At 52.4% G+C, this 13,517-nt stretch carries 14 protein-coding genes; 7 read left to right on the top strand and 7 right to left on the bottom strand.

The features are described from left to right. The first annotated feature begins 6 nt into the window (after nt 1–6). Together FPL14_RS09390 and FPL14_RS09385 are read left to right on the top strand one after the other, a co-directional pair. Nucleotides 7–1,230, top strand: a complete 1,224-nt coding sequence (locus FPL14_RS09390) for a glycosyltransferase (RefSeq protein WP_182302732.1) — start codon at nt 7–9, stop codon at nt 1,228–1,230. Then, entirely contained in the window at nt 1,172–2,440 is a 1,269-nt protein-coding gene (locus tag FPL14_RS09385) for a glycosyltransferase family 4 protein (RefSeq protein ID WP_182302731.1), read from the top strand. Before FPL14_RS09390 ends, FPL14_RS09385 begins: the two co-directional genes overlap by 59 nt. Here FPL14_RS09385 and FPL14_RS09380 read toward each other — a convergent pair. Genes FPL14_RS09380 through FPL14_RS09365 form a run of 4 tightly spaced genes read right to left on the bottom strand, consistent with a single transcriptional unit; the run spans nt 2,412 to nt 5,437 of the window. Continuing rightward, the gene (locus FPL14_RS09380; RefSeq protein ID WP_182302730.1) at nt 2,412–3,059 is read right to left on the bottom strand and encodes a CpsD/CapB family tyrosine-protein kinase; all 648 of its coding nucleotides are present in this window, start codon (nt 3,057–3,059) and stop codon (nt 2,412–2,414) included. The genes FPL14_RS09385 and FPL14_RS09380 overlap by 29 nt on opposite strands. A gap of 21 nt (nt 3,060–3,080) precedes the next feature. After that, nucleotides 3,081–3,782 (bottom strand): YveK family protein, encoded by a 702-nt coding sequence (locus FPL14_RS09375; protein ID WP_182302729.1) that lies wholly within the window; start codon nt 3,780–3,782, stop codon nt 3,081–3,083. A 16-nt stretch (nt 3,783–3,798) separates the two neighbouring features. Continuing rightward, complete coding sequence (locus FPL14_RS09370; protein WP_182302728.1) at nt 3,799–4,716, bottom strand: hypothetical protein; 918 nt, start codon at nt 4,714–4,716, stop codon at nt 3,799–3,801. Between the two features lie 40 nt (nt 4,717–4,756). Then, nucleotides 4,757–5,437: a PilZ domain-containing protein gene (locus FPL14_RS09365; RefSeq protein WP_182302727.1), complete on the bottom strand. Its 681-nt coding sequence runs from the start codon at nt 5,435–5,437 to the stop codon at nt 4,757–4,759. A gap of 243 nt (nt 5,438–5,680) precedes the next feature. Between FPL14_RS09365 and FPL14_RS09360 the strand changes: the two genes are divergently transcribed. Then, nucleotides 5,681–6,532 (top strand): inositol monophosphatase family protein, encoded by an 852-nt coding sequence (locus FPL14_RS09360; RefSeq protein ID WP_182302726.1) that lies wholly within the window; start codon nt 5,681–5,683, stop codon nt 6,530–6,532. 45 nt (nt 6,533–6,577) lie between these two features. Beyond that, nucleotides 6,578–6,838: a hypothetical protein gene (locus tag FPL14_RS09355; RefSeq protein ID WP_182302725.1), complete on the top strand. Its 261-nt coding sequence runs from the start codon at nt 6,578–6,580 to the stop codon at nt 6,836–6,838. 44 nt (nt 6,839–6,882) lie between these two features. On the opposite strand, the gene FPL14_RS09350 is transcribed toward FPL14_RS09355, so the two are convergent. Continuing rightward, a complete protein-coding gene (locus FPL14_RS09350; RefSeq protein WP_182302724.1) occupies nt 6,883–7,962 on the bottom strand; it encodes a sulfate ABC transporter substrate-binding protein in 1,080 nt (359 codons plus the stop codon). 290 nt (nt 7,963–8,252) lie between these two features. Here FPL14_RS09350 and FPL14_RS09345 point away from each other — a divergent pair, with 290 nt between their 5' ends. Genes FPL14_RS09345 through FPL14_RS09335 form a run of 3 tightly spaced genes read left to right on the top strand, consistent with a single transcriptional unit; the run spans nt 8,253 to nt 10,732 of the window. Continuing rightward, nucleotides 8,253–9,278, top strand: a complete 1,026-nt coding sequence (locus tag FPL14_RS09345) for a sulfate ABC transporter substrate-binding protein (RefSeq protein ID WP_182302723.1) — start codon at nt 8,253–8,255, stop codon at nt 9,276–9,278. Between the two features lie 45 nt (nt 9,279–9,323). Further along, nucleotides 9,324–10,421, top strand: coding sequence for a WG repeat-containing protein (locus tag FPL14_RS09340; RefSeq protein WP_182302722.1), 1,098 nt, complete (start codon nt 9,324–9,326; stop codon nt 10,419–10,421). Then, nucleotides 10,418–10,732 carry a WG repeat-containing protein gene (locus FPL14_RS09335; RefSeq protein WP_182302721.1) on the top strand — a complete coding sequence of 105 codons (315 nt, stop codon included), beginning with the start codon at nt 10,418–10,420 and terminating at the stop codon, nt 10,730–10,732. The genes FPL14_RS09340 and FPL14_RS09335 overlap by 4 nt, the downstream gene beginning before the upstream one ends. Before the next feature lie 412 nt (nt 10,733–11,144). Here FPL14_RS09335 and FPL14_RS09330 read toward each other — a convergent pair whose 3' ends face one another. Together FPL14_RS09330 and FPL14_RS09325 are read right to left on the bottom strand one after the other, a co-directional pair. Beyond that, on the bottom strand, nt 11,145–12,461 hold the full coding sequence (locus FPL14_RS09330; RefSeq protein ID WP_182302720.1) for a glutamate-1-semialdehyde 2,1-aminomutase: 1,317 nt from the start codon (nt 12,459–12,461) through the stop codon (nt 11,145–11,147). 56 nt (nt 12,462–12,517) lie between these two features. Further along, nucleotides 12,518–13,315: an LCP family protein gene (locus tag FPL14_RS09325; protein WP_229263852.1), complete on the bottom strand. Its 798-nt coding sequence runs from the start codon at nt 13,313–13,315 to the stop codon at nt 12,518–12,520. Nucleotides 13,316–13,517: the final 202 nt, after the last annotated feature.

Genomic DNA, 13,517 nt, shown 5'->3' with positions numbered 1-13,517 from the left:
GCCGTCTTGAAATTAGTATACGCATACGATGTGGTTCTAGGAAAAGAGGAGTCCACCGGTCGGTATCATCACGAAAGCTTTCATTACGAGTTCTGGAGAAACAGGTACGCTTCCGTGTTCCGGAGCATGGAATTGGTGACAAGAATCCGATCGGAAACGCAGTCGGCCTCGACCGGTCTGCATGGCGCGGTTACTCAACGTTTGCAGGTGGAAGGTCCGGACATGAAGGTAAGGCCGTTGGACAGAATGAGCCGTCCTTGGCATTACATTACGCTTAGGGAATGGTGTAAACGGGAATTCCGGGAAGCGTTGCAAGGAGATTGCGTACTCATTGCGCGGTTGCCAAGCGAGATCGGGATTATGGGCATACAGACCGCGATAGAGATGAATAAGCCTTGGATGATCGAGCTGGTAGGACATCCCTTCGATTCGATGTGGTACAACGGCTCCTGGTACGGCAAAGGATATGCTCCATGGAACCGTTACCGTATACGAAAGTTATGCCGCATAGCCTCGCATGTCTCATACGTAACGCAGCACTACCTGCAATCGGATTACCCGACGGATGGGAGAACTTTGGGTTGTTCGGACGCCTCCCTCGATCCGATAACGGACGAGCGGTTCGACTTGCGTTCGCTCCCCCAAGGAACCTCGAAGGGATCGTTTAAGATCGGATTGATCGGAACGCTGGCAACCCGATACAAAGGATTGGACACCGCCTTCAGAGCGCTCGCGCGGCTCTCCGACTACCGCCATGTAGAGCTATCCATACTCGGAGGCGGTAATCCGGAGCCCTGGAGGCAATTGGCGCAAGAGCTTGGGGTAGAGGACCGGGTCAGTTTCTTGGGAGTCGTCCCTTCTGGAAAGCCGGTTAGGGATTGGCTTGACGGATTGGATTTATACATACAGCCAAGCTTGACCGAGGGGTTGCCGAGAGGTTTGCTAGAGGCGATGAGCAGAGGAGTTCCTTGCCTGGCCTCCCGAGTGGGAGGCATTCCGGAGCTGCTTCCTCCCGAAAGAATGATAGAGCCCAAGGATGATCTTGCGTTAGCCGTTCGGATAAAGGGGCTTATTCGGGATGAGGAAGAACGTAAAAACGCCGGTTTCGCGGATTTAACGAAGGCAAGGGAGTATACGGAGCAACGGCTTTCCGCCCAATGGATTGGTTTTCTTGCCGAATTTAAGGATTATGCGGCTAACAGGTTGGGGAACGACGAACCATTCGCCTGAGGAGGAATTCGTAATAGCCAAGATCTTGCACGTATGCGGGTTAGATTCGTTCGTCAGTTCCATTCGACCTCTGTTGGAAAGCCTCATGGACAACGGGCACGAGGTTCATTGCGCTTGCACGGATACAGGCTTATTCGCGGCTCTGAACGAAACGGGAATTCGGATGGTGCGTACGCCGGTCATACGAAAGCTGACCGCTCCGTCGAATTTGAACACCGTTAAAGAGCTTTATCGGTTAATACGCAAGGAAAAGTACGATATCGTTCATGTGCACAATCCGATTGCCTCCATGCTCGGAAGGGTAGCCGCTAAGCTGGCAGGTTGCAAGACGATTATTTACACCTCCCACGGTTTTTATTTTCATGAGCATATGAAGCCTATGAAGTACCGGGTTTTCTATCAGATCGAGAAATGGCTGACCCGACTTTGCGTAGATCGGTTATTTCTTGTCAGCCGAGAAGATTACGAGTTATGTTTGAAAACGAAGTTCAAAAAGAGGGAAGCTTTATTCCATGTCAGCAACGGCGTCGAGCTAGCGACAAAATATAACCCCGAATCGGTTTCCAAAGAGACCATCGCCCGGATGAAGTGCGAACTCGGGATATCGGAAAACGACAAAATCATCGTATACGTGGGCAGACTCGTAAGGGAGAAGGGCATACTGGAGTTGATAGAGGCGTTCCATGCTTTGAAAGCGAATCATCCGAATGCCAAACTTATGCTTGTCGGAGAGAATCATAACAGCGAGCGCGATCGTACGTTGCTTGGGATGCTGCCCGATCTCTATCATGAAGATGTTTTGTTTCTCGGATTTCGCACGGATATTCCGGCACTGCTCGCGCTGAGCGATATATTCGTTCTTCCCTCCCATAGGGAAGGAATGCCGCTCTCCATCTTGGAGGCCATGGCAATGGCCAAACCCGTCGTGGCGACGGATATAAGAGGCTGCCGGGAAGAGGTCAGGCATGGACAAAGCGGTTTCCTTGTTCCTGTAAAGGACTCGGCTACGTTAAGCAATCGATTGGACGAGCTGCTTCAAGAAAATTCTCTTCGCGAATCCTTCGGGTTAGAGGGCAGGAAGCTGGCGGTCGAGCATTATGACATTCGAGATATCGTAGAACGACAGCTAGATATTTACTCCGAGATTGTCCCGCACCACGAACCCCGCGCAAAGTCATCTTTTAAGTACCCGTTCTCTCATTCAAAATAAATCCGAGCACTTTATCCTTGAACGGCTCAAGCAGCTTTTGAGATTTGACGATATCCTCCCGATTCGTTCTAAGGGCCCGAATCATAACGACGACTCCGTCGACCGCTCTAGCGAGTACGGCCGGGTCCGACACGACGAGAAGCGGGGCCGCGTCAATGAGGATCAGATCGTAAGTTTCCTTGGCGTATTTCAGTAATTCCGAAATGCGATAGTTTCCTAGCAATTCCGATGGGTTGGGCTGTATTGGGCCTGCCGGGATAAGCTCTACGTTGGTTAGTTCGGTCGGTTGGATAATCTCGTTGATCGAGCTGTATCCGGACAGATACGAGCTTAACCCGGCACGGTTCGGCAACCGGAAAATATGGTGCAGATTCGGACGCCTAAGATCCCCGTCGATCAATAACGTCCTCATGCCATCCTGCGCGAACAAATAACCGAGATTAGCGACCGCGGTCGTTTTGCCTTCGCCTGCCGAGGGGCTGCTGAACAGTATCGTTTTCCGTCCCTGCTCCGCGGTCCCGTATTTCAAAGAGGCGCGTATGGTACGGTAGGCTTCCGATACGATAGAATGAGGTTCCTGTTTGGTTAACAAATAGGTTTCTTTGCGTTTTCCGGCCATCGCGACGGTCCCTCCACGTATTTAATGATAGAATGTTTTTCGCTTGGCATGCTCGAAGCTTGGGACCGAACCGAGCAGGGGATAATGGAGAATGTCGTATAGATCGTTCTCGTTCCGAATGCGAGTATCGAATAATTGCAGCATTACGATAATGGAAGCGGACAGGCCAACCCCAAGAAACAAGCCAAGCGCTATGTTCAGTTTCTTGTTCGGCTTAACGGGGACGGGATGATCCTGATAGGCCGCATAATCTAGAATTTGCACGTTATTCACGGTCATGATGCTCGGAAGATTATTCTTGAATTGATCGGCGACTTTGTTCGCGATATCCGTTGCGATCTTGTGGTTCGCATGGGTAACGGAGATAGAAATGACTTGCGAATTGACCTTGGTAGACACTTTGACGATTTGACCGATGTTGCCCGGAGTGATTCCGTTTCCGTAAGCTTCCGCCACGGGATGAAGGATTCGGTTGCTCATGATGACGTCCTTGTAAGTTCCCATCAATTTCTCGTACAGCGTGACTTCCTCGACGCTTAGAGTCGAACTATTCGGCCGATTCTGCTCGTTGACGAGCAAGGTGCACGTATTGGTATAGATCGGAGAAGTTACGTAATAGCTCAAATAGGCAGCTATCGCTGCGAATAGCAGGGGGAATAGCAGGAGCAAGCGCCATCTTTTTTTGAAAACCTGTAACCAATCTTTCGCGGACATCAGTCGCATCAAGCCATCCTCCATCTTATCGTAACCCTTTATGCCGCTGAGAGCGCGGAGGGAGCACGGTTTGTCGATCCGCCGTTTGCTGCTCCAAGCTCTGTTGCCCAATCGTTTCTTGAATGGGATCGGAAGCGCGCGGCGAAGTCGATGTTTCCGGCGAAGCCGCGCCGAGATCGACGGACTGATAGCCTTGCGCCTGAATGGCTAATGTCCACTCTTCGTCTTGCGTCAGGAATACGATCTGCGACGCCGTAACTTGAAGCTGTTGCGCAAGCGTTAACAAATATTCCCTCTCGTCGGATAGATTTCGTTGATGGTAGCGGCTGGACTCCAAATCGACGTACTGATCCGACACGAGCTTGTGCGGAAAATGTTCGGCAATGCTATTCAATTCGCGATGGATGTCCGCCTGCAGGGAGGGATCGCCGACACGGGAATCCAACCATTCACGATAATAGGGGTTAAGTACGATCTCGTTGTCCCTCAGCCAATGTTTAAAATGCAAATAAGATTTTGGAATCATTTCCGTATCGATAAGCAAGATCTTGCGCTTCATCTGCATAATCGGGAGTAAAGGGACGGATTGGGAAACAACCGGCAAAGAATCGGTTGAAGGATTGTTCGATCGACCATGAAGGTGAACATCTATCCAATGCTTGTACGTATCGTGCAAACAATAAGCAAAATGATTGCCTCTTCGCAGATCCGTTCGAAGAAGAAAGGTTTGTCCGTCCGATTGCACCGCTTTGTACAGCTCGGACTCGCGGGAACGCTTTAGTAAACGAATCTTTGCAATGGCGATTTCGATTTCCGTGCCGTATTCGGCGAGGAATATATAAATCTTATTTGGATGCCCTTTGCCGTCATAATCAAGATCGGTGACGTACAGTCGCTTCTCGCCATATGCATTCAGCATTCGTTTAGAGGAGAAAGTCCACATTGCCTTTTGTCTCACCTCATAAAGGAATTGGAACGTGCGTTCATTTGCTCATGCAATCGATGCAATAGTCGGCGAGCAAGGACTGGATATCCTCCGGCACATCCCGGAATTCGGCGGCTGCGCGGTAAGCGTCATTGCCGAAAGGATTGATTCGAACGATTTCGCCGTTCAGTTCCAGAATACGGGCTCCGGAAGGCAGGGAAAAATGGAATTGCAAGTATATAGGGTAAAAGAGACGGACGGAGGAAATAAACGATAACCCGCCTTCCGATATTTCGACGATCTGTATGGGGAAGCTTGCGCCATGGTGGATGACTTTCTGTCTAAGTCCGACGATTCGGCATTGGGCGGGCATTTTGTCGGTTAATATCACTCGCGGGAAACGGCGATGCTGTTGTTGGGTGAGTTGAGTCGGCGTTCGCAAAGTAATGAGGCATAGAGATTGCCGATAATCGATTCTAATAAATTCGGTAATGGTATGGTACAGAACGCCGCGATTACGAAAGGATAGTTCGGTGAAATGAACGGACTGAAGCTGATCAAAAGGATTGGCGCCGGTATAATCGAAAGATACGACCAGCTCTTGCTTATTCATGCTCACGAGGGAAAATCGTTCTTCGAAACAAAACGGCGTTGCGTCTTTGCGGATTCCGACAAGGATGAGGCTGATATACATTTGAGGAGAAATGATGCCTTTAAGCGATGCTTGATCCCATTCCATCGTCATCACCATTGGATTAATTTTGAAAGAATTACAATATGACTTCATATTATACAATTGAACTATGTAATACAATGTCGAACTGGAAAGATTATGATAATATTTTAGCGAAAGCCAAGCGGTTGGAAATATAATTGCTGCCAGTACATTCATCGCAACCGCAACGATGCATTTTCGTATATGATATAGAGAAGGACAACCTTGTTCTTAATGAACGAATCTTTTGGATTAGAGGGATGGATAATGGACGCCAACCAGCCGGACAGCATTATCGGCGGCAAGAGCTTTACGGCGGTAGCCGTTAACTGCGCGGCCAAAGCCGGAGAATGGATCAAGAGCAAAATGGGTAGCATTACCCAATTGGATACGAAGTACTCGATGCACGATCTCGTTACGGAAGTGGACAAGGGCGCGGAACGGATGATCCGCAATTTGATCGCCACGCATTTCCCGACGCATTCTTTCCTGGGGGAGGAAGGCGTGGAGCCCGGCCCCGAGGCATCGGCTAAAGCGTTGCAGGAAGTGAGCGATTCCGAATATTTGTGGATCGTGGATCCCGTGGACGGGACGACGAATTACGTGCACGGCTTTCCTTTCTATTCCGTGTCGATCGCGTTGGCGCATCGCGGACAAGTCATTGTCGGCGTCGTATACGATCCGTCGAGGGACGAGCTCTTCGTAGCCGAAAGGGGCAAGGGCGCATACGTGCACGGCCGCAAAATGAAAGTGTCGGAAGAGAGTTCGTTAAATCATAGCTTGCTCGCCACGGGATTCCCCGCGGATCAGCACGTAGCGCTTCCTGCGAATTTGAAGGGCATTCAGGCGCTTGCGCCGAAGGTTCGCAATTTGCGGGTGGCCGGATCTGCCGCTCTGCACCTTGCATATGTCGCGGCCGGCCGGCTCAGCGGGTTCTGGGAATACAACTTGAGCGCATGGGACATCGCGGCGGGTTCGCTCTTGATCGAGGAAGCGGGAGGCCGTTTGTCGGACGTAGCCGGCCAGCCGTATCATCTCGCGGTACGGAATATAACCGCTACCAACGGACTCGTTCACGATGAACTCATTCAGGAGCTGCATACTGCGGCGAATACATGAGTCGAGTAACTTTCGACCATCCTATGGAAGAAGGGGGCGAAGGATTTGGACCATAAAGAAGCCGAAGAGCTGCTTGCCCGACAATTAACCGAAGAGACGCCGGAGCAGTCGGCCGAGGTTGCGGAAGCCGAGGCAACGAGAAGGCTCCACCCGAGATGGGAAGTACGCGTTCAGGCGAAGTTCGATCCGGTCGTCGAGGAAACGAAAGCTTATCGGTCCATCGCTAAGGAAGTGGATGGCAGATACGAGGGCGTTAAGGTAGAAGACGAAACGACTAACGATAAAGAAGAAGGACATTCCCGATAGAGGGAATGTCCTTCTTCTTTATTAACGTGCTTATGCGAGTGGATTTATTTCGCCGGCAGTTGCCCGAACAGGCCGCCATCCGCGAACAGCGCTTGCTGAAGATCTTCCCATCCGGTCAGGTTGTCATCGACCGTTAAGAGCGTAACATCCGCGTATACGCCCGGGAATTGCTCCAGGATGGAGGCGAATCTTGGCCGGAAAAAATGTTTTGCCGCGATTGTCTGCGCTTCTTCGGTGAACAAGTAATCCGCGTACGCATTCGCCGCCTCGCGGGCTCCTTTCGCGTCGGCGTTGCTATCGACGGCCGATACGATCGGTTCTACGGTCAGCGTAACGGAAGGAACGACGACTTCGATTATTCCTTTGCCCGACGTATTGGCAATTCGAAGAGCATTGCTTTCCGTCGTCACCCATACGTCGCCTTTCCCTTGGTCCACGAAGACGGCTTCCGCTTCTTTATCGTTTGCTGCCAGTACCGTGACATGCTGATGGAAGTCGGTTACGAAAGCTTTGGCAGCGTCTGTATCGTCGATTTGCTTATCCAACGAATAAGCCCACGGAGCCGCGTAGTACCAACGGGCATCGGAGTCGGTCGTAGGATTGGACGTCACGATCTGAGCGTCGGGCTGAAGCAGATCTTCCCATTCCGCGATCGCTTTCGGATTGCCGGATCGTACGACGAACGCCACGGCCGTCGAGAACGGCGAGCTATTATAGTCGTATCGCTGCTGCCAACCTTCGCCGACAAAACCCTTGGCTTGGAGCTCGTCTATATCGATGCCCACTCCGAGCGTCGTAATGTCCGCTTTTAACCGGCCGCCGATAATCGAGTCCTTTTGAGCGTTAGAACTCCCCGTTGACTGTTCGATCGTAATGGATTGACCGGTTCGATCTTTCCAGCTGGCAATGAAAGCCTGGTCGATCTCCTTATACGCCTCCGCGGTGTCGTCGGATACGGCATTGATCAATGCGACGGATTTCGAATAGTCGGATTTCGGCGTTTCTTCTTCGTTAACTTCGTTTTCTTTGTTTCCCGAGCATGCGGTAATTAGGATTAGGATCATCATTAGTGCCAATAAACCGATAAGAGTAGCGCGCGTTCGCGTGCTGTTGCGCTTGTGCATAGAGGTTCCCCTTTTTTTGGAGTAATTAATTCCAATAGAAATAATTGGATTTATTGAAGTGATTGTAGCAACAGGATAAAGTCGTTGTCAACGATTAATTCATAGTTGACAACTAGGAATAGTATGGAATATGATGGGATTATTCAAAAGGATCGTGCCATCGCGCCGACCGGTAAACCGGAGGCCTCGACTTCACATCCGCGAGCTGCAGAGATTGCGCTATGCGGATGGCCGAAATCGGGGCCTTTTGCGTTCACTCCATTTGACAAATAAAAAGGAGAGTCATTCGCATGAAGAAATCATTCCGCCTCATCTTGCTTACCGCATTGGCATTCGTACTATCGACGACAACCGTATTTGGAGCCGTCACGAAGAAGTCCGAGAAGAAAAGCGTCAACCTGCTAAACGTCTCTTACGATCCGACTCGCGAATTGTATGTAGAATACAACGCGGCGTTCGCGAAGTATTGGGAGAAGAAAACCGGCCAGAAGGTCAAAATCAAGCAATCCCATGGCGGTTCCGGCGCGCAAGCCCGTTCCGTCATCGACGGTCTGGAAGCGGACGTCGTCACGCTCGCTCTCGAGTATGACGTGGTCGCGGTCGAGAACAAAGGCTTGATCGCCAAAGGCTGGCAGAAGCGTCTTGCGAACAACAGCGCGCCTTACAAATCGACGATCGTATTCCTGGTACGCAAAGGCAATCCGAAAAACATCAAAGATTGGGACGATCTCGTTAAATCCGACGTGAAGATCATTACTCCGAACCCGAAAACATCGGGGGGGGCGCGTTGGAACTACTTGGCCGCATGGGGTTACGCCCTAAAGCACAACAACAATAGCCAGGACAAAGCTAAGGATTTCGTTAAGAAGCTATTCCAGAACGTGCCGGTACTGGACACCGGAGCGAGAGGCTCGACGAACACGTTTATCGAAAAAGGAATCGGCGACGTTCTGATCGCATGGGAGAACGAAGCGTATTTGGCTAAGAAGGAATACGGCGATAAATTCGAGATCGTTACTCCTTCCTTGAGTATTCTTGCCGAGCCGACGGTCGCCGTCGTAACGAAGAACGTCAACAAGCACGATACTCGCCAAGTAGCTACGGCTTACCTCGATTACCTGTACACGGAAGAGGGCCAACGAATCGCCGCCAAAAACTTCTATCGCCCGATCAACGCCAAAGTGGCGAAGGAATTCGCCAAAAACTTCCCTGCCCTGAACCTGATCACGATCGATGATTTCGGCGGGTGGAACAAAGCCCAAGCGGAGCACTTTGCCGATAAAGGAACCTTCGACCAAATTTACTTGAAAAAATAATCGAAAGAGTCATTATATCCCCTATTAGAGAAGGAGATTATCCCTATGTCCCATACCCGTCCAACGATCCGCAAAGGCTTATTAATCGCAGCCGCCGCTCTGGCGGCGGTTCAAATCGCAAGCTTCGGCTATTCTTCCCCCGCGTCCGCCGCCACGGCAAGCGCGAGCATTTCCGTAGATGGCGTCGTTCAATCCGGAGGGACGATCGCAACGATCAAGGGAACGACCTACTTGCCCGCCAAAACGTTCGCTTCCGCGATCGGAGCAACCCTGAAGCGGGACAAAGCAACCAACGCGACGACGATCGTTCAAGGCAGCAGAACGGTAACTTTAAGCGCCGACTCCAAGACGGCCGTCGTGAACGGCAAAAGCGTAGCTTTGTCGGCCGCGACGCTGTTGAAGGACGGAACGTTGTGGGTTCCGGCACGCTCCATCGGAGAACAATTCGGCGCGACGGTAACTTGGAACGGCTCAACGTCGACGCTCCAAATTTCGCCGAGATTGCACCCGTTCGAAAGCAACGGGCAACAAGGTTACGTGAACGTGTTCGGAGACAAAGTTATTACCGCGAAATACGATGAAACGAACGGCTTTAGCGAAGGGCTGGCAATCGTTAACAAGTACACTAAGTACGGTTACATCAACGCCGCGGGGAAAATCGTGATCTCGCCTCAATATACGGAAGCTTACGACTTCTCGGACGGTCTCGCGTTGGTCGTGAAAGACGGCAAAGCCTCTTACATTGATCCTGAAGGCAAAACGGTGCTGACTCCGAATTACGATGAAGCGTTCGATTTCTCCGGAGGACTGGCGCTCGTACGTACGGGCGATCTGTTCGGCTACATCGATCATTCGGGCAAAGAAGTCATTCCGCTGCAGTTCGAAGACGCGTTTTACTTCTCCGGCGGACTCGCCGCGGTACAGATCGAAGGGAAGTACGGCTATATCGATACGACGGGTAAAGTAGTCATTCCGGCCGTATACCAGCACGCTTTCGATTTCAGCGACGGACTCGGACTCGTGCAGGCGGAAGGCGCGGACGGCGAAGGTTCCTTCGGTTACGTGAATGCCCAAGGCGAGCTTGCGATCGCCGCGACTTACGCCCAAGGCTTCTCCTTCAGCGAAGGAGTTGCCGCGTCGTGATCGACGGGGCGTTCAGCTACGTGAACCGCAAAGGAGAAATCGTGCTTAGCACGAAATACGAAGACGCGGGAGATTTCCATGACGGATTGGCTTCCTTCGAGGAAGGCGGCAAATACGGATTCATCAACAAAAAAGGCGAAGTCGTCATTAAAGCCCAATACGATTCCGTAGAAGCGTTCGATAAGGGACTAGCGCGGGTGATCACGGGTACGGAAGCTAAGCTGATCGATGTTAAGGGCAACGTCGTGGCGGACGCGGCGGCTCCCGACGTCGAAGTTCCGGCTCCCGATGCGGCTGAGGCATCGAAATAAAACAAATGTAACGATGAATGAGCGAAAAACCACCGGGATGCCCGGTGGCTTTTTGTGTTATTTAGCGGCACGCCGTGCCGTTACTTCGCGGGAGATAGGGCTAGAAGGCGAAATATCGGCACGCCGTGCCGTTACTTTGCGGAGATAGGGATAGAAGGCGAAATAACCACCGGGATGCCCGGTGGCTTTTTGTGTTATTTAGCGGCACGCCGTGCCGTTACTTCGCGGGAGATAGGGCTAGAAGGCGAAATATCGGCACGCCGTGCCGTTACTTTGCGGGAGATAGGGCTAGAAGGCGAAATAGCGGCACGCCGTGGCGTTACTTTGCGGGAGATAGGGATAGAAGGCGAAATAGCGGCACACCGTGCCGTTACTTCGCCTTCTACCGTTCACGAACCTGAGCTAGTCTCGCTTACTTGCCGGAGGCCATTTCGCGGAAGGACTCTTCCGCGGCGGCGAGAGTAGCGTCGATGTCGGCGTCGCTGTGCGCGGTCGTCAAAAACCACGCTTCGTATTTCGATGGCGCAAGATATACGCCGCGGTCTAGCATTAAGCGGAAGAAGCGGGCGAATTGCTCGCCGTCCGAGCCTTGGGCTTCTACGTAATTCGTTACCGGATGCCCGCAGAAGTGGGTGGAGAACGCTCCGACAATCCGGTTGATCGTTAACGGGACGCCGTGGCGATCAGCCGAAGCTTGCAAACCGTCGCACAGACGAATCGCCAATTCCTCCATTCGATCGTAGACGCCCGGCTCCCGCAGTACTTCCAAGCAAGCGAGCCCGGCCAGAACGGAAGCCGGGTTTCCGGCCATCGTCCCCGCTTGGTAAGCCGGTCCGAGCGGAGCGATCATCGCCATGAGATCGGCTCTGCCGCCGTATGCGCCGATCGGCAAGCCGCCTCCGATGATTTTGCCGAGCGCGGTTAAGTCCGGACGAATGGCTTCGCGGTCGGGAAATGCGGATAACGTCTGGCTCGATCCGTAATGGAACCGGAAAGCGCTGATTACTTCGTCGTAGATGACGAGAGCTCCGGCTTCCCGCGCCATGGCGCAGACTCCCTCGAGAAATCCGGGCTTCGGCATGACCATGCCGAAGTTGCCGACGATCGGTTCCACCATGACGGCGGCGACTTGGTCGCCCCAGCGTTCGAGCGCCGCCTTTAATCCGTCCAGCTCGTTGAAGGGTACGGTGATCACTTCGCTCGCGATACTCGGCGGGATGCCGGCGCTGTCCGGTATGCCTAGCGTAGAAGGGCCGGAGCCGGCGGCAACGAGTACCAAGTCGGCGTGACCGTGGTAACAGCCGGCGAATTTAATGATTTTGTTGCGCCCGGTGAACGCCCGCGCGACGCGGATCGTCGTCATGACCGCTTCCGTGCCGGAGTTGACGAACCTGACTTTGTCCATTGACGGAATGGCCGCTTTCAGTACTTCGGCCAACCGAATTTCATGCTCCGTCGCGGTGCCGTATAACGTGCCGGTAGTCGCGGCTTGGATAATCGCTTCCGTTATTTTCGGATGCGCGTGTCCCGTAATGATCGGTCCGAAAGCGGCCAGGTAATCGATGTAACGGTTATCGTCGACATCCCAGAAATGCGCTCCTTGGCCCCGTTTCATGAAAACCGGAGCTCCTCCGCCTACCGCTTTGAACGAACGGGAGGGGCTGTTGACCCCGCCGACGATATGCCGCTGGGCTTCTTCGTATAATTGCGATGAACGTAATCTCTCCATGTAGGCTTAACCTCCGCTAACTGTAACCTTGTTTCCTTATTGCTCGCTGCTTGTTGCTATTTACTGCCGGTATTCGCGCTGGAAGAGGGAGTCGGACTAGGCGATGCCAGGCTGTCGTCTTTGTTCAAAGTTTCTTGCACGTACCCCTTAAGCGCATCTCGATTCCGAACGCCCAGCATGGCCGAACCGTTAACGTTCTCGTCCGTTACGAGCTCCATCGGAGGAATTTGCGCGGAGCCGGCCTGATGGGATTTGTACCCCAAGGTGCCTAGCTTCAGCATATCCCCGGTAGACATATTGGTTTCTACGTAAGGGACCACGTCCCCTAAGATATCCGGCAGCATAATCAGATTCCACCCCGATTTGAGCTTAGCCGCGACGGCTTTAAGGAAATCGCGCTGGCGTTCGGTGCGGGTGAAATCCGAAAGCTTGTCGTGTCTGAAGCGAACGTATTGCAGAGCCTTCTCCCCGTCGAGGTGCTGCTGGCCCTTTTTCAGATCGATATCGAACTTGTGGCCGTCCGCGGCGTCCGAATACTTCATGTCCTTTTCCACGTAGAAATCGACTCCGCCGAGCGCATCGACCAATTTAATGAATCCTTGGAAATCGACATAAACATAATACTGGATGTCCAAGCCCATCAAGTTGCCGATCGTCTTCATCGCAAGTTCGGGACCTCCGAGGGTGATCGCCGTGTTGACCCGATTGTCTTTGAAGCCCGGAATTTCCACGTGCGTGTCGCGAAGCACCGAGAACAGGTGAATCTTCTTCGTTACCGGATCGAAGGACGCGACCAGCATGGAGTCGGATCGGGCAACCTCGCCTTCTCTTAGCCCTCTATCGTCGCCGCCCATGAGCAGAACGTTAACGCGCTCCGAGCCTGTCCATTCCGGGGGCTCGTATTCCGGTTTTCTTCGAATTGGCCGAACCGCGATTCCTCTTTCGGTTTCTGGGCCTGGGATAGCTTGTTGTCAATAAGGTAAACCCACACAGCAACCGCACAAATAAATATAAATGCCAAACTCAATATGCTGAAGAGTATAATCTTCCATTTTC

Origin of the sequence: Cohnella cholangitidis (assembly GCF_014107495.1) — a bacterium.
Classification (GTDB): domain Bacteria; phylum Bacillota; class Bacilli; order Paenibacillales; family Paenibacillaceae; genus Cohnella; species Cohnella cholangitidis.
This window is presented reverse-complemented; position numbering and strand designations above follow the sequence as displayed.

Excerpts from the sequence above, each read along its gene's own strand:
- FPL14_RS09380 (WP_182302730.1), bottom strand. The coding sequence starts at position 3,059 with ATGGCCGGAAAACGCAAAGAAACCTATTTGTTAACCAAACAGGAACCT.
- FPL14_RS09375 (WP_182302729.1), bottom strand. The coding sequence starts at position 3,782 with ATGCGACTGATGTCCGCGAAAGATTGGTTACAGGTTTTCAAAAAAAGA.
- FPL14_RS09370 (WP_182302728.1), bottom strand. The coding sequence starts at position 4,716 with ATGTGGACTTTCTCCTCTAAACGAATGCTGAATGCATATGGCGAGAAG.
- FPL14_RS09365 (WP_182302727.1), bottom strand. The coding sequence starts at position 5,437 with ATGGAATGGGATCAAGCATCGCTTAAAGGCATCATTTCTCCTCAAATG.
- FPL14_RS09360 (WP_182302726.1), top strand. The coding sequence starts at position 5,681 with ATGGACGCCAACCAGCCGGACAGCATTATCGGCGGCAAGAGCTTTACG.
- FPL14_RS09350 (WP_182302724.1), bottom strand. The coding sequence starts at position 7,962 with ATGCACAAGCGCAACAGCACGCGAACGCGCGCTACTCTTATCGGTTTA.
- FPL14_RS09345 (WP_182302723.1), top strand. The coding sequence starts at position 8,253 with ATGAAGAAATCATTCCGCCTCATCTTGCTTACCGCATTGGCATTCGTA.
- FPL14_RS09340 (WP_182302722.1), top strand. The coding sequence starts at position 9,324 with ATGTCCCATACCCGTCCAACGATCCGCAAAGGCTTATTAATCGCAGCC.
- FPL14_RS09330 (WP_182302720.1), bottom strand. The coding sequence starts at position 12,461 with ATGGAGAGATTACGTTCATCGCAATTATACGAAGAAGCCCAGCGGCAT.
- FPL14_RS09325 (WP_229263852.1), bottom strand. The coding sequence starts at position 13,315 with ATGGGCGGCGACGATAGAGGGCTAAGAGAAGGCGAGGTTGCCCGATCC.